At 45.1% G+C, this 21,669-nt stretch carries 17 protein-coding genes, 1 tRNA gene and 3 pseudogenes; 12 read left to right on the top strand and 9 right to left on the bottom strand.

From position 1 onward, the window contains the following. Positions 1–12 precede the first annotated feature (12 nt). Positions 13–504, bottom strand: a complete 492-nt coding sequence (gene folK, locus ACN0TT_RS05990) for a 2-amino-4-hydroxy-6-hydroxymethyldihydropteridine diphosphokinase (protein WP_417761228.1) — start codon at positions 502–504, stop codon at positions 13–15. Between the two features lie 8 nt (positions 505–512). After that, the gene (folB, locus tag ACN0TT_RS05985) at positions 513–863 is read right to left on the bottom strand and encodes a dihydroneopterin aldolase (RefSeq protein ID WP_417761227.1); all 351 of its coding nucleotides are present in this window, start codon (positions 861–863) and stop codon (positions 513–515) included. A 241-nt stretch (positions 864–1,104) separates the two neighbouring features. Between folB and plsY the strand changes: the two genes are divergently transcribed. Then, positions 1,105–1,710 carry a glycerol-3-phosphate 1-O-acyltransferase PlsY gene (gene plsY, locus ACN0TT_RS05980; RefSeq protein ID WP_417761226.1) on the top strand — a complete coding sequence of 202 codons (606 nt, stop codon included), beginning with the start codon at positions 1,105–1,107 and terminating at the stop codon, positions 1,708–1,710. Positions 1,711–1,742: 32 nt separating this feature from the next. Here the strand turns inward: plsY and tsaD are convergent, their stop codons facing one another. Continuing rightward, a complete protein-coding gene (gene tsaD / locus ACN0TT_RS05975; protein ID WP_417761225.1) occupies positions 1,743–2,756 on the bottom strand; it encodes a tRNA (adenosine(37)-N6)-threonylcarbamoyltransferase complex transferase subunit TsaD in 1,014 nt (337 codons plus the stop codon). 198 nt (positions 2,757–2,954) lie between these two features. Between tsaD and rpsU the strand changes: the two genes are divergently transcribed. The 5 genes from rpsU (at position 2,955) to ACN0TT_RS05950 (ending at position 7,662) form a co-directional block, all read left to right on the top strand. Further along, on the top strand, positions 2,955–3,170 hold the full coding sequence (gene rpsU / locus ACN0TT_RS05970; RefSeq protein WP_006080725.1) for a 30S ribosomal protein S21: 216 nt from the start codon (positions 2,955–2,957) through the stop codon (positions 3,168–3,170). A 7-nt stretch (positions 3,171–3,177) separates the two neighbouring features. Further along, positions 3,178–3,624, top strand: a complete 447-nt coding sequence (locus ACN0TT_RS05965) for a GatB/YqeY domain-containing protein (protein ID WP_417761224.1) — start codon at positions 3,178–3,180, stop codon at positions 3,622–3,624. Positions 3,625–3,703: 79 nt separating this feature from the next. After that, the gene (gene dnaG, locus ACN0TT_RS05960; RefSeq protein WP_417761223.1) at positions 3,704–5,428 is read left to right on the top strand and encodes a DNA primase; all 1,725 of its coding nucleotides are present in this window, start codon (positions 3,704–3,706) and stop codon (positions 5,426–5,428) included. A gap of 130 nt (positions 5,429–5,558) precedes the next feature. Next, positions 5,559–7,409, top strand: a complete 1,851-nt coding sequence (gene rpoD / locus ACN0TT_RS05955) for an RNA polymerase sigma factor RpoD (RefSeq protein ID WP_417761222.1) — start codon at positions 5,559–5,561, stop codon at positions 7,407–7,409. Positions 7,410–7,585: 176 nt separating this feature from the next. Continuing rightward, a tRNA-Ile gene (locus ACN0TT_RS05950) sits at positions 7,586–7,662 on the top strand. A gap of 115 nt (positions 7,663–7,777) precedes the next feature. On the opposite strand, the gene ACN0TT_RS05945 is transcribed toward ACN0TT_RS05950, so the two are convergent. Further along, complete coding sequence (locus ACN0TT_RS05945; RefSeq protein ID WP_417761221.1) at positions 7,778–8,062, bottom strand: hypothetical protein; 285 nt, start codon at positions 8,060–8,062, stop codon at positions 7,778–7,780. Positions 8,063–8,871: 809 nt separating this feature from the next. Here ACN0TT_RS05945 and ACN0TT_RS05940 point away from each other — a divergent pair. Continuing rightward, positions 8,872–9,171 carry a hypothetical protein gene (locus ACN0TT_RS05940; RefSeq protein WP_417761220.1) on the top strand — a complete coding sequence of 100 codons (300 nt, stop codon included), beginning with the start codon at positions 8,872–8,874 and terminating at the stop codon, positions 9,169–9,171. A 194-nt stretch (positions 9,172–9,365) separates the two neighbouring features. After that, a pseudogene (locus ACN0TT_RS05935) lies at positions 9,366–9,536 on the top strand (glutathione-dependent disulfide-bond oxidoreductase); the annotation flags it as partial. Between the two features lie 347 nt (positions 9,537–9,883). Here ACN0TT_RS05935 and ACN0TT_RS05930 read toward each other — a convergent pair. After that, entirely contained in the window at positions 9,884–10,789 is a 906-nt protein-coding gene (locus tag ACN0TT_RS05930; protein WP_417761219.1) for a hypothetical protein, read from the bottom strand. A gap of 206 nt (positions 10,790–10,995) precedes the next feature. Here ACN0TT_RS05930 and ACN0TT_RS05925 point away from each other — a divergent pair. Both ACN0TT_RS05925 and ACN0TT_RS05920 read left to right on the top strand, forming a co-directional pair. After that, positions 10,996–11,266, top strand: a pseudogene (locus tag ACN0TT_RS05925) (IS110 family transposase); the annotation flags it as partial. Beyond that, a complete protein-coding gene (locus ACN0TT_RS05920; RefSeq protein WP_417761218.1) occupies positions 11,250–11,609 on the top strand; it encodes a hypothetical protein in 360 nt (119 codons plus the stop codon). The pseudogene ACN0TT_RS05925 and the gene ACN0TT_RS05920, both read left to right, overlap by 17 nt. A gap of 141 nt (positions 11,610–11,750) precedes the next feature. Here ACN0TT_RS05920 and ACN0TT_RS05915 read toward each other — a convergent pair whose 3' ends face one another. From ACN0TT_RS05915 to ACN0TT_RS05905, 3 genes and pseudogenes are all read right to left on the bottom strand, one after another. Then, positions 11,751–13,643: a methyl-accepting chemotaxis protein gene (locus ACN0TT_RS05915; RefSeq protein ID WP_417761217.1), complete on the bottom strand. Its 1,893-nt coding sequence runs from the start codon at positions 13,641–13,643 to the stop codon at positions 11,751–11,753. Positions 13,644–13,672: 29 nt separating this feature from the next. Further along, positions 13,673–15,244, bottom strand: a complete 1,572-nt coding sequence (locus ACN0TT_RS05910; RefSeq protein ID WP_417761216.1) for an EAL domain-containing protein — start codon at positions 15,242–15,244, stop codon at positions 13,673–13,675. Between the two features lie 212 nt (positions 15,245–15,456). Next, positions 15,457–16,532: pseudogene (locus tag ACN0TT_RS05905) on the bottom strand (IS3 family transposase). Between the two features lie 768 nt (positions 16,533–17,300). On the opposite strand from ACN0TT_RS05905, the gene ACN0TT_RS05900 reads away from it, so the two are divergent. Next, entirely contained in the window at positions 17,301–18,251 is a 951-nt protein-coding gene (locus ACN0TT_RS05900; protein ID WP_133040660.1) for a TerC family protein, read from the top strand. A 401-nt stretch (positions 18,252–18,652) separates the two neighbouring features. Here ACN0TT_RS05900 and hmpA read toward each other — a convergent pair whose 3' ends face one another. Beyond that, positions 18,653–19,837, bottom strand: a complete 1,185-nt coding sequence (gene hmpA / locus ACN0TT_RS05895) for an NO-inducible flavohemoprotein (protein ID WP_275482501.1) — start codon at positions 19,835–19,837, stop codon at positions 18,653–18,655. Between the two features lie 224 nt (positions 19,838–20,061). On the opposite strand from hmpA, the gene norR reads away from it, so the two are divergent. Beyond that, positions 20,062–21,600 carry a nitric oxide reductase transcriptional regulator NorR gene (gene norR / locus ACN0TT_RS05890; RefSeq protein ID WP_275482502.1) on the top strand — a complete coding sequence of 513 codons (1,539 nt, stop codon included), beginning with the start codon at positions 20,062–20,064 and terminating at the stop codon, positions 21,598–21,600. The last annotated feature ends 69 nt before the right edge of the window (positions 21,601–21,669 follow it).

Raw genomic sequence — 21,669 nt, 5'->3', positions numbered from 1 at the left:
AAAAAACAGGCGTCACGGCTGCCATTCAAACGTGATAGGCCACAAGCGTTGTTGTGACTTATCGTACTGTTGCCAAAGAGCTTGGTAACTCATAGCTGTGGTTGGATGCTGTAATTGGGGTGCAAGTTCCGCTAGCGGCCATAAAACAAATGCATTGGTGAGAATTTCTGCACGCGGTAACACAACTGGCGAACTAATAACCTGATTGTCATAGAGTAATAAGTCAAGATCTAACGTGCGCGGGGCGAACTTTTGCGCATTAGCCGCACGACCATTACGACGTTCAATCTGCTTAAATTGCTGTACCAATTCAGCAACGGAAAGCGCCGTCGTCGCCCCGACAACCATATTCAGGAAATTATCACCATTGAAGCCGACGGCTTCACTTTCATACACGGAAGAAAGCTCAAGCGAGCCAAGGAGTTGTTGTAGTTCGTTGATAGCAACTCGAATGTAACGCTGCGGCTCAATGTTACTACCAACACTGATATAGATATTTGCCATGCGCTCGATTACCTGCTGCGCTCAATTTCAACGCCGACGTTATCAGCAATGTCCACCGCACCCGGTTTCATTACTCGCACACGTACCCAATTGCTTTGAAACTCGGCCAGCAAACACTGCGCAATTCTCTCTGCCACGGTTTCAATCAACTCAATCGGCTTTTCAGTAATAAGCGCCACAATCCGTTTGCTCACTGTGTCGTAGCACAACGCCTTACTGTAATCGTCATGTTCTGCGGCCGAGCGGTTATCCCACGCGATGTCTAAGTCGATCTGCAGCTGCTGATGCAGTTGCTTTTCCCATTCATAAATACCGATGACTGTATCGACGCGCAGCCCTCTAATTAACACTTTATCCATTAAATTCCCGCTTAACCTTGGAGGTCAGATAAGCAAAATACAACATTACCGTTATAATCGCGCGCTCAGAACAAGATTTCCCACGATTAGGCTTTCGGGTCAGCATAACTTTGAGTAGGATAAGACTTTGAGATTAAAGCCTTATAGCCGGCGTCGTGATAGCCTATTCGCGCAGCGAAAAATCCCATCGTGTATTCGCGTAGTGGCGGCGATAATACCTTAAGACGATAAGGACACCAAATTGAGCTCAGCACTGTTAATCATCGCTATGATCATTGTCGCCTATTTGCTCGGTTCAATATCAAGTGCCATCTTAGTCTGTCGTTTAAAAGGTCTGCCCGATCCACGTAGCCAAGGTTCAAAAAACCCCGGCGCTACCAACGTACTGCGCATTGGCGGGGTGTGGGCTGCTGGGTTAGTGTTTTTCTTTGATATGTTGAAAGGCGCACTGCCCGCTTACGTTGCCTATATCATGGGGATCCATGGTTTTTGGCTGGGGATTATTGCCATTTCTGCCTGTATTGGTCACATGTATCCCATTTTCTTCCAATTTAAAGGTGGCAAAGGTGTGGCAACGGCGCTTGGTGCCATGGCACCAATCAGTTATATGGCCGTCAGTTTGATGGGCACTTGGCTATTGGTAGTGTTGGTGAGCCGCTATTCGTCATTAGCAGCAATTATCACTTCGTTACTTGCCCCATTTTATACCTTGTGGTTTGATGACCGCTTTATTCTGCCAGTAAGCATGTTGTCGGCACTGATCATTTTGCGCCATAAAGATAATATTTTGCGGCTGTATAGACGTGAAGAACCTAAGATGTTCGGCAATAAAAAACGGCGACATTAAGTCACCGTTTTATGATGCATTGTAGCTACGCGTCATACTGGCGCTAGCGTATCTAACGGCCAACGAGGTTGCCCTTTCACGGCTAAGTCTTCCAACTCACCCGCTTTCAACCGTTGCAGACCTGCATAAGCAATCATCGCACCGTTATCGGTACAGAATTCGCCACGCGGGTAATACACTCTGCCACCACGTTTTTGCATCATCTCCCCCAGTTGCGCGCGTAAACGTTGGTTAGCACTCACGCCACCGGCAATCACCAACCGCTTATAACCCGTTTGCTCTAAGGCGCGGCGGCACTTAATCATTAAGGTATCAACCACCGCTTCTTCAAACGCACGGGCGATATCGGCACGAGTTTGCTCGTCATCGGGCTGCGCCGCAATAGTATTAGCCGCAAAGGTTTTTAAACCAGAGAAACTGAAATCCAGCCCAGGGCGGTCAGTCATTGGCCGTGGAAATTTGTAATTCACTTCGCGACCTTGAGCAGCCAGCTTTGACAGACGTGGGCCGCCGGGATAATCCAAGCCCATCAACTTAGCGGTTTTATCAAACGCTTCACCAGCGGCATCATCAATTGACTCGCCCAACACCTGATACCGACCAATGCCTTTGACATCTACCAGCATTGAGTGACCACCCGAAACCAACAATGCTATAAATGGAAACTCAGGTGCATCAGCTTCTAACATCGGTGCAAGCAAGTGCCCTTCCATGTGGTGCACACCCACAGCGGGTTTATCCCAAGCAAAAGCCAGTGAGCGCCCAACGCAGGCGCCAACCAACAATGCACCAATCAACCCGGGGCCCTTGGTGTAGGCAATACCATCTAATTGTTCAATGGTAGTATCGGCATTAGCCAGCGCTTCGCGGATCAACGGTACAATTTTGCGCACATGATCGCGTGACGCCAACTCTGGCACCACACCACCGTAATCGGCATGTAATTTTACCTGACTATATAAAGCATGGGATAACAACCCGTGCTGCTCGTCATAAACCGCAATCCCTGTTTCATCACAGGATGATTCGATGCCGAGTACTCGCATTCTGACTACCAACAACATAAAAAGTGGGCGCTAATTCTACAGCCATTAGCGGGTTAGATTCAATTGTTGCAGTATGACTAGATTAACAAGCAGCACTTTACAAACGGGGGCAACTCGGTTTAGAATTTCGCACCATTTTAAAACCCATTGACTCAATCTTGGGTCAATACAAACTTAACACCTAAGGGGTGATGGCGTATGCCAATTATTAAAGTACGTGAAAATGAACCATTCGACGTTGCTCTGCGTCGTTTCAAGCGCTCTTGCGAAAAAGCTGGCATCTTAGCTGATGTTCGCGCCCGTGAGTTTTACGAAAAGCCAACTACTGCTCGTAAACGTGCAAAAGCTGCTGCTGTAAAACGTCTGGCTAAAAAGCTGTCTCGCGAAAACGCACGTCGCGTACGTTTATACTAATCCCGTTATGACTACTCTGACAGAACAGCTTAAAGGCTCTGTGAAGCAAGCCATGCTCGCCAAAGATAAGGTGAGATTAGGTACGGTTCGCATGGCATTAGCCGCTATCAAACAGATTGAAGTGGATACCCGCGAAACTCTCGATGATACGCAAGTTCTGGCTGTGCTCACCAAAATGGTGAAGCAGCGTCGTGATGCTATAGAGCAATATACAGCAGCAGGGCGTGATGAGCTGGCACAAGCAGAAGCTGCGGAAGTAGAAGTGATTGAATCATTTCTCCCTCAACCGCTTACGGATGCTGAAATCACTACGTTGATTGACGAAGCTATCGCCACAACTGGCGCTTCATCCATGGCGGATATGGGCAAAGTAATGGGAGCGTTGAAGCCTAAAGTGCAAGGTAAAGCAGATATGGGTGCGGTAAGCGCACTGATAAAAGCTAAACTGCAATGATAGTGCTTTAACGTATGAACAAGCCGTGCGACAGCGCGGCTTGTTTGTTTACATCGGTTCAACTTTAACCGGTAGATAAATGGCCATACCTCGTGATTTTATCAATGAGCTAGTTGCTCGCACTGACATCGTTGACTTGATAGAACGCAAGGTTCCCTTGAAAAAGGCGGGCAAAAATTATGCTGCCTGCTGTCCGTTCCACAGTGAAAAATCCCCATCATTTACCGTCAGCCGAGATAAGCAGTTCTACCACTGTTTTGGCTGTGGCGCCCATGGCAATGCTATCGATTTTGTCATGGAATATGATCGGTTGGACTTTCCTGATGCTATTGAAGAACTTGCTGGCCAACTGGGATTAGAAGTCCCACGTGAGCACGGTAACGGCCCCCGCCGGGACGAAGGATTAAGTCGCGATCTCTATCAACTCATGGAAGCTGCGGCCAACTATTTTCAGTCGCAACTTAAGCATCACCCACAGCAACAACAAGTCAATGACTATGTTGCTAAACGTGGCCTCTCTGCTGAAATTGTCGAACAATTTGGTATAGGTTACGCGCCCGACGGTTGGGACAACATTCTCAACACGCTTGGGAAAAGCAGTGACGCACAAGAGAAACTACTCGCGGCAGGCATGTTAATTGCCAACGACCAAGGCCGCAGATACGACCGCTTCCGTGATCGATTGATGTTTCCCATCCGCGACCGTCGTGGCCGTGTGGTGGCATTTGGTGGCCGAGTACTTGGCGATGGCACACCAAAATATTTGAATTCTCCGGAAACGCCCATATTTCATAAAGGCAACGAACTTTATGGCCTGTATGAACTGCGGCAGAAACACCGCGACCCACAGCGGGTAATGATCGTCGAAGGCTATATGGACGTAGTAGCTTTAGCACAGTTTGGCATTGATTACGCCGTAGCGTCCCTTGGAACGTCTACCACCAGTGAACAATTCCAAATGTTGCTACGCAGCGCCAAAGAGGTGGTGTGTTGCTACGACGGCGACAACGCCGGTAAAGAAGCTGCATGGCGCGCAATGGAAACCGCCCTGCCATTGATGAAACCGGGTGACACCGTGCGCTTTATGTTCTTAGCGCAAGGTGAAGACCCCGATTCAACGGTGCGCAAAGTCGGTAAGGCGGAATTTGAGCAGCTTATTGACCGCGCAATCACCATTGAAGAGCTACTCTTTAATGGACTTACGGAACAGCACGGTGCCGACAAAGCCAGCTTGGCCAAACACGCCAGCAGCTTGATTGAAAAAATTCAGGATGAAGTGCTGCAAAATATGATGCTGGAGCAGTTAGCCAGCCGTTTGCGCATGGATAATGCCGAGCAGATGAAGCGGATGTTGGGGTTAAAATCCCGCCAACAAAAACGTCTATCATCGCCGTCATTAAAAGGACGCGGAACACCGCTGAGATTAGCGATAGCCCTGTTGGTGCAACAACCCAACTTAGGCTATCAAATGCCGCCACAGCCGGCACTAAAACACCTAAAAATGCCAGGTGTAGCGCTGTTGATTGAATTACTGGATTTAACCCGCGCGAGTACGATGACCAGCGCACAACTACTTGAACATTATCGGGATACCGAACAGTTTTCGACCCTGAAAAAAGTTGCTCAATGGGAGCATCAAGTGGCGGATGAGCATCTGCAGCAAGGGTTCAAGGAAAGCTTGGTATGGCTTAATAATCAATATATTGAGCAGCGTTACCAAGCACTCAGCATGAAACAAGATCTGACCCGAGAAGAAAAGGTCCAGCTACAAAAGCTGATAAGCGCCATGAAGGCGCAACATTAGAGTTTTTCGAGCGTCAGAGCACAATTTCAAGCTGGCACAGATTGGTGTAAAAGTATATAATTGATGGTTTGCGCGGCAGCCTTAACTGCCGTAAACCGTTGTAACCGTTACCTAGTTTTGGATGATATCTATGGATCATACTCCGCAGTCGCAACTCAAGCTGTTGCTCGCTAAAGGTAAAGAGCAGGGCTATTTAACATATGCCGAGGTCAACGACCATCTGCCTGCTGACATGGTCGATTCTGACCAGATCGAAGATATTATCCAGATGATAAATGACATGGGTATTCGCGTGTTTGAAGAAGCACCGGACGCCGATGACATTATGATGTCAGAAGACAACACCGACGATGATGCCGCAGAAGAAGCTGCAGCAGCATTAGCCTCGGTAGAAAACGAACTGGGCCGTACCACTGACCCAGTCCGCATGTACATGCGCGAGATGGGTACAGTAGAACTGCTGACCCGTGAAGGTGAAATCCTGATCGCCAAGCGTATCGAAGAAGGTATCAACGAAGTACAAAGCTCTGTGGCTGAATATCCACAAGCGATTTCAATGATTCTGGAACAATACGACCAGTACGAAGCGGATCAAATTCGTTTGTCTGACATTATCTCTGGATTTGTCAATCCCGATGACGACAACGTTGGGCCAAGTGCCACCCATGTAGGCTCTGAATTATCCGATGATGATCTTGATGATGAAGACGACGTGGATGATGACGATGACGACGATGATGATGACGACAGTGAAGATGAAGGCAACAAAGGTCCAGATCCTGAAGAAGCACGCGAACGCTTCACTCAGCTGCGCACTGCTTTTGAAAACACACTGAAAGTTATCGAAGAAAAAGGTCGTAACCACCCTATGGCGGTGGGCGCACTGTTTGAAATCGGCGAAATCTTTAAAGAATTCCGTCTGGTACCAAAACAGTTCGATCGTCTTGTGAAAAACATGCGCAACATGATGGATAAAGTGCGTGTACAAGAACGCCTGATCATGAAGCTGTGTGTTGAACACTCAAAAATGCCTAAGAAAAACTTCGTTAAGCTATTTAGCGGTAACGAAGCGAACCCACAATGGTTCTTAGACGAAATTGCCGCTGGCAAACCATACTCTGAAGCACTGAAAAACGTGCAAGAAGACGTACTGCGCTGCCACACCAAGCTACAAGCCGTAGAAGTTGAAACTGGCCTGAACATTATGGCCATTAAAGATATCAGCCGTCGCATGAGCATCGGTGAAGCGAAAGCTCGCCGTGCGAAGAAAGAGATGGTTGAAGCCAACTTACGTCTGGTTATTTCTATCGCGAAGAAATACACCAACCGTGGTCTACAATTCTTGGACTTGATCCAAGAAGGTAACATCGGCTTGATGAAAGCGGTTGATAAGTTTGAATACCGTCGTGGTTACAAATTCTCGACCTACGCAACTTGGTGGATCCGTCAGGCAATCACCCGTTCAATCGCTGACCAAGCACGTACCATCCGTATTCCGGTACACATGATTGAAACCATCAACAAGCTGAACCGTATCTCACGTCAGATGCTGCAAGAGATGGGTCGTGAACCATCACCAGAAGAGCTGGCAGAACGCATGCTGATGCCTGAGGATAAAATCCGTAAGGTATTAAAAATTGCCAAAGAGCCAATCTCAATGGAAACGCCAATTGGTGATGATGAAGATTCACATCTGGGTGACTTTATCGAGGATACTACCCTCGAATTGCCACTGGATAGCGCAACAAGCGAGAGCCTGAAAAACGCCACTCACGAAGTGTTGGCAGGCTTGACCGCACGTGAAGCGAAAGTCCTGCGTATGCGTTTTGGTATCGACATGAACACTGACCACACTTTGGAAGAAGTGGGTAAACAGTTCGACGTTACCCGTGAACGTATTCGTCAGATCGAAGCTAAAGCGTTGCGCAAACTGCGTCATCCTAGCCGTTCAGAGATTTTGAAATCGTTCCTCGATGAATAGTCACTAACGTATTAATAAAAGAGCCCCGCATCGCGGGGTTTTTTATTTAGCAAAATATAGAAGTGTCTATAGCTTAACCAATTGAAAGCGTTACAGAACAATTCAAACAAAAGCGGGATGACAACCCAGTTGAAACTTCGTATACTCGAACGCGTTTAATACGTTAAGTATTACTTGGCCCCTTAGCTCAGTTGGTTAGAGCACACGACTCATAATCGTTAGGTCCACGGTTCAAGTCCGTGAGGGGCCACCATCAAATTCCTCAAAAGAGCCTGTTTTTACAGGCTTTTTTGTTTTTTGGCCCGAGTATCAAAAATGCAAAAAAATTAGCATTTTTTGCTGGTGCTACCTCTGTGCTACCGAAGAAACTAACACAGCGTCTCTTGGTACGCACTAAATTCAGTAAACTCAATACTCACCACAAAGCAACCTCCCCTCCTCTGCATTACTGGCATAGCAATGCCCTTGCGCAAAATCCAAAGCTGCCAGCAACGGCCAGAACGTACACGAAAAAGCTGATCAGTAGCGATTAACTCTTTTAGTGTTATTTCGTTATGCTTTGTCTTAGCTTTAGGCAAGAGGCTGTACTCAATCTCTGCTGCTTTATCAAAATACTGTTTGATGTTTTGTTCGCGTGTTGATGAAGTTTTCATTTTAGTGTCCTCGTTCAGTGGTAAAGCCAGAAACTCAGGCGCTATGCCTGAGGTGGTGTGCTTTACCGCTAACGACAGCGGCTCTACGAATGAACAATATGGTCAAGATGCTAAATCGCCCCGCTGTTTGGGGCGCAAAGCGGGGGGCCCCTTTGGGGTTCCGATTTAGCATTTGACGATATTGGAATGAGTGGAAATCAGTAATGTTAGGTTGGCAGCGCATACCAGTTCAGATAGACGGAGTCATCTACGGCTCCGCGCGTATAGGAACTACACGACTATCCTCTGAGGCTTCTGACGGTAAACCCAAAACGTCAGATGGATTACGTGCCTCTCGGGGCATCCCCGAATGCACCGTAGCTCGATGGCGCCCAGGTGTGGACCATTACTATCGATAATGAATCGCGGCATGCGCTGCCAGATTTGAATATCTCACAGAATGCAATAACTAAATGCTGAAAAGTCCCCCCGAATTTTCGGGAGGTTTTTTCTGAGCTGTTTTTGTTCGAGTCGTCCCTACCAGAATGGTGTAGGGACGACTCGCAGAGTCGCCGACACAGGCTATTGCTCGTGATGCCTGTGTACAGACCAGCACAGAAAAAATCTAAGGGACAGTAAAGGGACGGCTATTTTTCAAGCAATAACATGCGCAAGAAAAATATTTTAGATAAGAGGGGGAAAACGCATCGTTTTTAGCTACTTGTTATGCCAATACCTACCCTTTTGATTCGTACGACGCGAGATCCTGTTGACGGGATCATGACAATGTATCATGGTGGATTACAGTATCAGGCCGCGCTAGGAACAGAATGAAACTTTACGAAGAACAGCTAATTAGTATCGTTGTGGATCGAGTATGTGACGTCTGCGGTAGCAGTGTCATGATTGAGGTAAACGGTCAAAAGTATGAAGAAGTTGGTGAACTAAAAGCCCAATGGGGCTACGGCTCGAAGACTGACGGCACTGCATACCACTTAGATTTATGTGAAGATTGTTTCAGACACGCCATATCTTCACTACGGGAGCTTAGACGAAGCACCATTATGTTCGATAAAGATCAGGAATTCCCGCCCGAAGATTTCGGTATCGATAAATCTCGAACGTTATGATGATAGCAACGCATTTGTAAAACAGTTATGCCCCATTGTGAGTTACGCTCGCCCAAAAGCACTTAGCCATTAGAAATGATGTTGACCTAATTTGGCTAATGTCGTAAATGAGTGTTCTGCTCATGCTTCATATCGAAGCATATCTAATAAGGTGGTCTGCTCTAGTTGAGGAAAAGCATCAAGAAATCGCGGGTAATAGACCGACTGCTGGCGCGAGATATGATGAGAGCTTGCCAGTAGGAAACCACAAACTCCAACTCTATTCTCTAGCAACACCCAACGGGCAGAAAGTGGCCATCATGCTGGAAGAGTTGCTGGCATTAGGCGTGCGAGAAGCTGAATATGATGCCTTTCTAATCAAAATCATCAAGCGTGTTGGTGCTGCAATCAATGAACCTGATATCATGGCCGTAATGATGAACCCAGGTTCTTCATACCCATTGCCAGCGCGTTGGGTGAGATACGGCCGCCAGTTCGTGAGCAATTCGCCAGATTTAACGCGGCACTCGCCGGCTCGGACTGCTTCAACAGTACCCAAGCGCAGCAGGTTATCAATGCGCCGACGTAGGTCAGCAATAAGCGTGATGGCGTTCATGGTCAGGGCTGTAAATCAGTGAGGCAAGCAGTTAAGGGGGTGACTGGTTAGTTAAGAGGACTAATTGGATATAAAAAATCAGCGGACTTTTGCCGCTGATTTGTTTAGGTAAATTATCTATTGACCACCTTCACATGGTGGCAACGTTTCTGGAGATGTTTGTCCCGGTGGTCGGCAATCACGAATTACAACAGAACCGCCGGGAACGCCGGGAACATTGACCATATGAAGGCCATATTTCCATAAAAAGCGATCCATTTCTTGGTAGTAATGATTCCACTCGCCTTTAAGACCTATAGCTTCTGACTGCGAACGAGTAGGTGGAACTGTGTTATTCATCTTATCAATGACTTCAATGATTTTAATTCTGACGGTTTTTTCTGCATCATCAGCACCATTGATTAATTGAATTTCTATAACAATCTTACCACCATCAGCCAATGGTATAGTGTAAGGACCATTGATATCGCCACTTATTACATTGATCCAGCGAAGAATATTTTTTACTTCCATCGTAGTGGTTTTAAAGTTGCCAGTACGATTCAAATAATCTTCAATATCATTTTCACAATATGAACAGCCAACCCATTCCCATGAGCCCCCCATAACTTCAGTAGGGATAGTTATAGAAGCAGCTTCTTGGGATAACTGTCTATATTTATTGAATAGTGATACAGCCTTCTCGTTAAATTCACTACTAGTGTTGATTGGGTAGTACCGAGGGACATAATCATAAGTAGGAGGGTTTAAGTAAGGTAAATAGATCATTTGCTTAGCCATGCTATATGACGTAACAGTACTTCGATCCATATCAATAATATGTAATATCTTAGTGATATTGTGCTTGCTGTCATTAGGGCTTACATATTGTGTAGTCATGCTGGCTGCAAGTAAATTCATATCCTTAGGTGAACAACTATTACATATTGCAGAGTATTCATTGGTGTCATCTACTGCAGAATAACCAATGTTGGGGATTAAAATTAATACCCCTAATGTTAATAATCGATTAACTTTGATCATAAAAAATCCATTTATATTGAATAGTCGTTATCGACGAGGAGAACTATATATGCTTTTTTATTATATAAAAACTAGACTTAGTATTAATTTAAATTAGTGTAATTTACTAATTTTTGTATTTTATGGGCTTTGATGTGATGGACGCACCTCCTTTCTAGCGTCGCTGTACCAAACTTTAGGTACAAGTCAGAGCAGGAGTAAGTAACATGTCTATCAAGGTTGTTGGTATTGATTTAGCCAAAAATTCTTTTCAAGTATGCGTATTAAGTATCTCTGGGGCGATTTTATCCAATCGGAAAGTCTCTACTTGATACCATCCGTCAATTGCCTGAAAAGACGACTATTGCCATGGAGTCGTGTGCAACATCGCATCACTGGGGAAGAATCTTCCAAGAACTGGGGTTTAAGGTTGCCCTCATCCCCACACAACATGTTAAACCATTCGTTGGAAGGCAAAAGAATGATGCAAACGATGCGAGCAGGGGTATCCGTTGGTGAAAATGCAATAGAAGATGATGGCTCAATTGATAGTGGCTATTCTATCATGGGGATCTATGTTTTGGTGGGTATGTATAGTAAGTTTCAAATAAGTGACAAAATTTGGCTAAATTACAACCCATTCTGGTTGACCACTATTTCTGGTTCAGAAACTTATAAAGACAATTATTATGGTTTAGGGCATAGTCATATTCTCACGCACGAACTTGCTCTTAGTTATCAGATCAGTCCAAGACTTAACGTGCGATACTTTGCGAACTTTAACGAACATGTAGATTTTATGGATGGAGATCAACGTGTTGAGTTTAATTACCAATTTTGAGATTCATCGTGCTAGATGTGCAGGAAACTGTGAGATCAGGTTACAGTTAAGCCAATACATATGGAACCTCGTTAGCTTCATCTAGGCAATAGTGATTAATGCAGCCCCAACCGATGAGCAGATGCAGGCTGCATTTCTTTTTTACAGTTTAAATCGCCTCACTTCACTTTGTAGTGCATTCGCCAGTTCTGATAACTGTTGAGCTTTAGCTGTTGCCACTTCAGCTTCATTAGACAGTCCAGTTGATACTTCCCGAATAGCTTCAGTGTTACGGTTGATTTCGCTTGTGACTGAGGTTTGCTCTTCAGCCGCAGTTGCTATTTGCGTCGCCATCTCGGAAATTTGGGTAATAGCACTATTAATTTGTTGCAGACTAGCGCTTGCGATTTCAACGTCATCAACACTGGTTTCAGCCATTTTATGGCTGTACTCCATTGATGAAACGGCTTTAGCCGCAGTGTGCTGAAGCGTTTCTATCATCACCTGAATCTCTTGAGTCGAGGCATGAGTACGCTGTGATAGCACTCGGACTTCATCCGCAACAACAGCAAATCCACGGCCTTGTTCTCCGGCGCGTGCAGCTTCAATTGCTGCATTCAATGCTAACAGGTTGGTTTGTTCCGCGATGCCGCTAATGGCCAGCAAAATACCATTAATTTTCTGCGAATGGTCGTTGAGCTCACCAATGATATGTCCAGCATTTTCCACTTCAGTGGCTAAGTTGCGAATAGATGATTGGCTTTTTTCCACCTGCTGATGACCACCTATTGCTAGTTTTACCGCTTCTTGTGAAGTTTGCGCGGTAAGCTCCGCATTACTAGCAATTTCTTCTGTGGCACTCGCCATTTCGGTTACAGCTGTGGCTACCATAGTAATTTCATCTTGCTGTATCGCAATATGTTGCTGGTTTTGCTCGGCTGCTCGCTGGGTATCATCCGACTGTCTACCGAGTTTGTCCGCGATATCTCCCATACGGCTAATAAGTCCATGGAGGTTAGTAACGAATTGGTTAAACCCTCCGGCGAGCACACCAATTTCATCATGAGAATTTTTAGTTTGGATACGAACGGTAAGGTCACCTTCACCTTTAGAAATATCATTGAGAGCTTGTGACACGCGCTCTAAGTCTGCAAATTGCATCTTAAAAACGGCTAAAAGCATTAACGCAAATAGTATTAAGAACCCAACACCTGAAATCGACATCCACCATGCTAGGGATGTCGCTTCTGACATTATGCTCGCTTTATCCAATACGAAAAGTAACCGCCAGTCAGAATTCGGAACACTAGCAACGTAGAATAATTTAGGGCTTCCTTCAAAGTTAAACTCTGTCAACGTCGTTGCCGCAGCTCGCTCTCGCAACCAGCCATCCGTAAACTGACTAGCTAAGCTGGATACGGACTTATCGTTCATCTGGCTATTAGGATGGCTGATAATAACGCCATTGGTTTGCAGTAAAATTCCGTAACCATCCCCGGGTAAAATGAGCTTTCTGACTGAGCTTGTCAGGGTATCAATTGCCACATTGGCTGCCGCAGCACCAGCAAACTGTCCATTTTTCTGCACGGGTTGAGATAGTGTAATCACCAGCTTTTTCATCGTTGCGCTAACATATGGCGCAGAAACAAAAAATTGCCCAGTTTCTTTGGCGCCTTTATACCAGCTTCTAACTCGAGGGTCATACCCATCAACGTGTAGAGATGGGTCCTGCCTATACATATTGCCTTGCTCATCACCGTAATAAGTTAGCCCAAAGCCCATCGCGTTATGCAATTCGAGTAAATATGGCGTGACCTCTACATCCGGATTCGACTGAATGGTTGCACCTAATGAGGCAACTGCATTTTGCCTATCTTGCAGCCATGTCCCCATGCCATTAGCAAAGGTATCGATAAGCGTTCTAACTTCCCGCTCAGTACTATGCATAGCGTTAGTTCGAATGAAATACGAAGACATAGCAACCAGCAGAACAATCGTCAAAAAAACCGACAACATACTTGCTGCTAACAATCGCATTTTAAGGGTGGTTTTCATGTTCTAGTCCTTACGTTGACGAAGTTTATTTACTGAAATGAGTGTTCTGATGCTGCAATTAACGATTGTAGGTACATTTTCTGAATAGCATTCATCGAGGTCGGAGCGATGTATTTTTCAATGAATTCTTCTATTGGTAGTGGCTTATCAAAAAAGTATCCTTGATAGCGTTCAATCTTCATGTTTTTCAAATAGGTGAATTGAACGTCATTTTCGACACCTTCAGCCAGCAGTGGCACATCAAGGCTACGAGCAAGGTTGATGATATTGTCCAGTATTTTGGTTTTACCACTGTCAATAGTCGCCACATACATCATATCGATTTTAATCATATCCACTTGAGTGTTAAGCAGATACTTTAATGAGCAATGACCAGTCCCGTAGTCGTCAAGAGCGACGAGTACATCTTGTTCTCTCAGTGAACGAATGGCAGCTATGTATTTCTCATTACAGGAAAATTCTTGACGCTCAGTCAATTCAATAACTAATTTAACAGGATTCTTTGCAACTTTTTTTTGAAAGTTTTGAATATCGGAGACAAGCACTTCCGTATCAAACTGTATGGGGCATACGTTAAAACCGAGCCGAAAATCCCGTGCCCTTGCAGGCATATCAACTTTCGCGAATGCGGTTGCGCATTTATCCATGAGTACGGAAGTAATGCCCACGATTTGACCGTTTTCTTCTACTCGGTTAATAAAATGGAGCGGTGAAATAACGCCTCTTTTAGGATGGTGCCACCTCACTAATACTTCGCCACCAGTCACTTCGCCTGACTTATTAACAACAGGCTGAATATAAGGATGAAACTGCTTGAGTTTGATGGCACGTCTTACACGCCAATAGTTGAGATTAAATTGGTACATATGGTGCACTAGACTTTTTGCACTAACGAATATGATAAAGGTCCAAATGAGTGAAATAACACCATAGTGTTCAACTGAATATTTTAAAACATCTTCAATCCGATAGTTACTGCCAACAGCAAATAATTCACCTTCACCTAAATTATTATTCTCTTGGGTTACATTCCCATTTGAATAAAGGGTGGCATTTCCAAACTTGACAAATGTTGTTGCAAACTCGGCGCTGCCTAGAATTTTGTACAGTGATTCAGGATAAATGGCGACATAAAGACCATAGTAATTGTCCAGTTCAAAATGTAATGCTAAAACACTTTGGCGATTTTTAGGAAATAAGTCAGAAAATGGCGTTTTTTCAACATATTTTAGTTCGATATACCTACCTGAAGGCTGCCAATTATCAATCTGTTTGAGAACCGGTCCCATGATCGAACTGCACATGATCACCCCTCCGTGCGTGGCACTGACAGCACGAATATAAGGTGATGCAAGTAAAAGTGGTTGGGATTCGTACAAGAAACGTTCACAATTTTTCATTGGGAGATAACGAACGAACTTTCTGTCATAAAAATCGGTAATTTCGGCAATTCCCATATGGATTTGGTCATAAATCCATGTAATGCGTGATTCTGTCGTTTGTTGCAGACGAGAATAACCGTAGAGAATTTGACCTGCCAAGCCGAACAAGTAAATCAATAATATCAGTGAGTAGCGAAGCAGTTTATCTTTTTGGGTCATAAGGTCATCCGAAAGATATCGACATAAATAAGTATAGAAAATCCACAGGCACATGCATTTTATTATCAATTTAACGATTGGCGGATATTAGAATGTTATCGGCAGCTTTCTACCATTTGATGTTTCCCCTTAGAGGTTTTAAGTAAGGTCGTAGGGCGCAGATTCTGTGTCACGGTAATCCTCCCATTTTTAACCGTAGTTAAAAGTAGAGATTAAGCAGCCATCAAAGGTGGCTTTCCTCCATTGGCTTTGTGTGGCCGTTCATGATTATAGAACCATAGCCATTTAGTGGCGTAGTCCTGAACGTCTTCAAGCGTATCAAATAAATGTTTACTGACCCAACTGTATCTCATCGTTCGGTTATGTCGTTCGATGTAAGCATTTTGCTGAGGCTTGCCAGGTTGAATGTAATCAATTCTGATCCCATGCTTTTTCGCCCATTCTGTAAATTCGTGACTGATGAACTCTGGCCCATTGTCACAACGGATCGCCTTCGGTGTTGTTCGCCATTCAAGGAGTTGGTTGAGCGTCCGAATTACCCGCACCGCGGGTAGCGAGAACCCGGCTTCTATCGCAAGACCTTCTCGTTTAAAGTCATCAATGACATTAAATAACCGATAGCTTCGACCATCTGCTAACTGGTCATGCATAAAATCTATCGACCAAACTTGGTTCGGTTTAGTTGGCTCTTTCAGTGGCTCTGGTGCGTTTCGTTTTAATCTTCTGCGGGGCTTTATCCGCAGATTTAACGCCAAATCGCAGTAAATTCGATATACACGCTTGTGATTCCAACCAAAACCTTTGACGTTGCGGAGGTAATGAAAGCACTGCCCAAAGCCCCAATCGGTTTCTTTCTCGGTTAACTCAACAAGTAAATCCGCGATCTGCGCATTTTCATCATCGTTAACCGGTTGATATCAGTAACAGGTTTCACTGATAAAAAATGCAGCACAGGCCAAGCGAATAGTCACTTGACGATTGGCAACTGCATGTTGCGCCATCGCTTTACGTTGCGACGGCTTTACCACTTTTTTGCCATCGCTTCCTGAATGATTTCGGCTTTTAAACGCTCTTCGGCATACATTTTTTTAAGACGAGCATTTTCAGCTTCAAGCTCTCTTAGTCGGGCCATGAGTGATGCGTCCATGCCTCCGAATTTAGCCCGCCATTTGTAAAACGTCGCAGAGCTCATGCCATGTTCGCGACACAGTTCTGGAACTGGTGCTCCGGCTTCAGCTTGTTTAAGGATCGACATGATTTGGCTGTCGGTGAATTTTGATGTTTTCATAAAGAATCTCCTGCGCATATCGTACGAGAAAATTCTACTGTTGACGTCAGTTAATTTAAGGGGGGATTACCTCACAGCGCAAGAAGTAACAGCAGTTTTCATTAGCTCTAGTTGACCAAGTATCAGTAATCATACAGAGTGTTGGCAATTAGAGTCGGCCACAGGGAGTGATGCCAATGTATCGGCAATGTTTTCAATGCCATCAGAGTCTACCTTTTCAGATTACAAATGAAGAAATCCAATGCCCTTTGTGTGGCGCAGTAAATGAGAAAGAAATGCTGAAACATCTTGTCGGCAATAGTTGGTCAGTAAAACGTGAAGCGGATGCTGGCGGCGTTGGAGTAAGTTTTTGCGATGGTGGAAGCGGTGATGGCGGCACTGGCTGCTAGTAGTTTAATATACCATATTGTGCGTTACAGAGCTGTCGCACAGACAGGCTAAGTAATACCCGCTAGTCAAATTTTAGTAATGCGGCGAAAAGGGGACTGTGCCAGTGACAGCACTCGTATTCGCGAGTTGACCTTACCAAAATAATCCTAAACTTGATTGACTCGTTTTTTGGCACATTATAGATTTAGTCCTGCAAAGGGGAGTAACTTCATTGTCGGTAGATCGTCATCACGATGCTTAAAGCATCCGGTCTCCGAGCAGCCTGTTTAGTTAGGTTGTAAGTGAGACCTTGCCGGAAGGCGAGGTCTATTGCTGCTCAAAAATCAATGGCTGACACTTTCTGTGTTGGCCATTTTGTTTTTAAGGAGTAGCTATTTTATGACGACAATCGGAACACCAATGCTCTGGGGCTTTTTTGCGCTCATAGTTTTTACGATGCTTGCTATTGATTTGATGATTCAAGGCCGCAGAGACGAATATGGCATGTCTGTTAAACAGGCTGCTGCCTGGTCGATCATTTGGGTATCAATATCATTAACGTTCAACGCCGGTCTTTGGTGGTATTTAGCTAATACTACTGGGCGTGAAGTAGCGACAGAGCAGTCTGTCGCATTTTTAACCGGGTATTTGATTGAAAAGGCCTTGGCCGTGGATAACCTGTTTGTCTGGCTAATGCTGTTTAACTATTTTGCAGTTCCACCGTCCTTACAGCGCCGAGTGTTAGTTTATGGCGTGTTAGGCGCTATTATATTACGGACATTAATGATCTTCGGGGGCAGTTGGTTAATTGCCCAATTTGACTGGCTATTGTATGTATTCGGTGCCTTTTTAGTTTTTACCGGGATCAAAATGTTTTTCGGTGGTGATGAACAAGCCAATACCGCTGATAATCCACTAATCAAATGGTTACAACGACGCCTACGGGTCACTAACACACTAGAAAATGAACATTTCTTAGTGAAACATAATGGTCTTTGGTACGCCACACCGTTGTTTTTGACTTTGGTGATGGTTGAACTGAGTGATGTCATTTTTGCCCTTGATAGCATTCCAGCGATTTTTGCTGTCACAACAGATCCTTTTATTGTACTAACCTCCAACTTATTCGCGATTCTAGGTCTGAGGGCGATGTATTTCTTGTTAGTCGGTATGGCAGAAAAGTTCGCGTTGCTTAAATATGGGCTTGCTGCCATTTTACTGTTCATCGGGCTAAAGATGACAATGGTTGATTTCATTCATATACCCGTTGCGATTTCGCTTGGTGTCGTTGCACTGATCCTTGTCACAACGTTGGTTGCTAGTGTATGGATTAATCGCAAAAATCATTAACTACTGTGATGCAACCGGGGCAAAAATTAAGTCGATATACTTTTGCCCCATTCCTTGTTTCGGCGTCGTTCGCTGATAGCTATCGAGTCATGGTTGATGACCAAATTTTTGTAATGCTACAGAGGTGGCTACTTTGACTGTGGCAATTCAGTCGCTAGCAGAGTGTGAGGAGCTGTATTTTGAGGATTTCGAAAGTATCTAATTTTCTCGGGCCTTACCAGATTGACCGAATTTTAGTAATGCTACAAAGTGACTAGTTGATAAATGGCGATTCACCGTGGCAAGCCCGTTCGACTCGAATACAAAAAGACGCCCAACTAATTTAGTTAAGCGTCTTGTTATGTTTGAGCTGCTTTATAATGTTAAAAAGGGACTGCTCATGCTCCCTTTGGCTAAATGGTTTATACGCCGCCAGAACCAAAAGCTTCCGCGAAAATTTGCGTTTCTGGTACACCGTGGGCTTTTAACTCTGAAAGATAATGACGCATAAACGCAGCAGGACCGCACAGGTAATACTCTGCATCATGTGGTGCTTCAGGTAGGACATCGGTTAACGCAAATGGTGCGGGGCGGGCATGTTGATCCTGTGCGTCAGTTTGATCATAGAAGTAATGTACTTTTGCCCCGTTTTCGGCCAATGAATCGCTGACGTCTCTAAACGCATGTACATGACGGTTACGCGCTGAATGTACGAAATGGATATCACGCTTACCTTGTTGTGCCAACGTACGACTAATAGCAATCATTGGTGTAATACCGACACCTCCGCTGAGCAATACTACCGGACGTTCGGAAGATTGTTGTAGGACGAATTCGCCTGCTGGCGCAGATAACTCAACAATCTGCCCCACATCATATTGGCTGTGCAGCAGATTGGAAACTTTGCCTTCGGGTGAGGTTTCTCCGGCACCTTGGCGTTTAACTGAAATACGCAGTGCACTACCACCGGCAATGTCTGACAAGCTGTATTGGCGAGGTTGGAAAATCCCTAACTCTTCAACATATACTCGGACGCTAATATACTGGCCGGGTTGATAGTTCGGCAGACGGCCTCCATCAATAGGTTGCAGATAGAAAGATGTTATTTCGTCACTTTCAGGCTGTTTGCGCACGATACGGAAGGGTTTCCAGCCACTCCAACCACCAGTGTTATCAACACTTTGCTGATAAAGCGTATTTTCCAACCCAATAAACAATTGTGCTAATTCGCCATAGGCTGCCGCCCAAGCATCAATCAATTCGGCGGAGGCCGCGTCGCCGAGGACTTCTTGAATACTGGCCAATAAATGTTTGCCAACAATCGCATAGTGCTCAGCGCGAATACCTAAGCTCACATGTTTATGGGCAATACGTTCGACCACAGGGAGTAATACTGAGGGATCATCGATATGTTGAGCGTAGGCTAGCACGGCACCTGCCAGTGCTTGTTGTTGACGACCGGCGCTCTGATGCCCCTGATTGAAGATGTGTTTTAGTTCGGGATTATGGCTTAGCATCCGTTGATAGAAATGGCTTGTTAAGGCGACACCGCTGCTTTGTAATACTGGTATTGTCGCGCGAACCAAAGCTTTTTGCTGTTCATTCATAAACTTCAACTCCTGAAAATGAAAATGCAATCACCGAGATGTGATGCCAAAGCAGTGACGTCGTTACGGGGTAATTCATACTGAGGCGTTCACTGTTCTGCTTGGTCTATATCAAACGACGTGCCAAGTGTTAATTAGTTGAAATATATAGAAATGAATATTTTTATATGGTGAATTTTACCCTATAATTACGGGTATAATTTACCATTGGGGTAAAATAAACCATGTTATTCCCATTAGATTTTGGTGACTTAAAGCACGAGTTGTCACCGCCGGTTCGCTTACAGCGTTTCGTTGATCAGGTTCAACAGTTGTTAGACTGTAACGCGGTCGGACTGCTACAACTTGATGGCGACATTCTGAAACCTGTGGCGCTCGCAGGTTTAGTGACTACAACCAGTGGACGCCGTTTTGCAGTGGCTCATCATCCACGGTTGTCGGCCATTTTATCGCAACGCAAACTAGTACATTTTGCTCCCGACAGTGCTTTACCAGATCCCTATGATGGATTGTTAGCTACGCAGCAAGGAGTGCCGCTGCCGGTACATGACTGTATGGGCATTAGTTTATGGCCCGATGGTAAATGTTGGGGGGTGTTAACGCTTGACTCCCTGTATAAAGGCCATTTTAGCGCCGAGCAGATAGCGTTCATACCGCAACTTGCGGTGTATTGTGAAACCATCCTAAGAGTTAATCGACTTGAAAGTGAAATGCGGGCATTACGACAGTTTGATGAGCAACTGAAACAGGACAATGGTAGCATTTCCGCTAGTCAAGAGCTGATTGGGCAGCATCCACAGGTACAAAACTTATTGAAAGAGCTAGATGTTGTGGCGACTTCAGATCTACCTGTATTACTCCAAGGGGAAACGGGCGTTGGTAAAGAGCTATTTGCCTGGCGCTTACATCAGCGTTCCCAGCGTAAAGTTGCTCCAATGATCCACGTCAATTGTGCTGCTCTGCCGGAAACATTGGTTGAAAGTGAGTTGTTCGGCCATGTCAAAGGTGCATTTTCTGGGGCCGCATCAGAACGTGCTGGTCGCGTGGAATCTGCCGATGGTGGCACGTTGTTTCTTGATGAAATAGGTGAGCTGCCGTTGACCGTTCAAGCCAAGCTATTGAGAACACTACAAAACGGTGAAATCCAGCGCTTAGGCGCAGATAAACCAATAAAAGTAGATGTGCGTATTGTTGCCGCCACGAACCGGGACTTGGCAGAGATGGTCAAACGAGGAGATTTTCGTGCCGATTTATACCATCGCCTGTCCGTGTATCCGGTGGTCATTCCGCCACTAAGAGAACGCGGAGATGATATCCTGTTGTTAGCGGGTTATTTTGTGGAATTGAATCGTAGTCGCTTCAGTTTTCGCAGTTTACGTTTGGCACCTGCGACGGAGCAGTTGTTGCAGCGCTATCCATGGCCTGGGAATGTACGTGAGCTAGAACATGTTATCAGTCGAGCAGCTTTGCGTACTGTAAGTCAAGGTGCCAATAAGACCGAAATTGTGACCATTGAACCGCGTCATTTGGATCAAGAATTGCTTACGTATCCTCGTGATTTTAGTCAAGCTCTCGATAGCACGTCGCCTGAACCGTCAGTGCTCTCTGGACGTTCATTAAAGGACAGTATCGAAGATTTCCAACGTCAGTTTATCCAACAGACTTTGGCTGCAACACAAGATAATTGGGCGGAAGCAGCCCGTTTATTAAAGCTTGACCCTAGCAATTTACATAAGCTCGCGAGGCGGCTTGGACTGAAATGACATTTTTAAACATAATCAGTGTTAAAAAGTTGCAGAGGCATGAAGAAAATCCAGCTTATTCCCCATCCC

The sequence above is a fragment of the Shewanella sp. genome, from assembly GCF_048265805.1.
Taxonomy (GTDB): Bacteria; Pseudomonadota; Gammaproteobacteria; order Enterobacterales; family Shewanellaceae; genus Shewanella.
The sequence above is the reverse complement of the archived record's forward strand: the minus strand, read 5'-3'. Positions and strand labels throughout refer to the sequence as shown.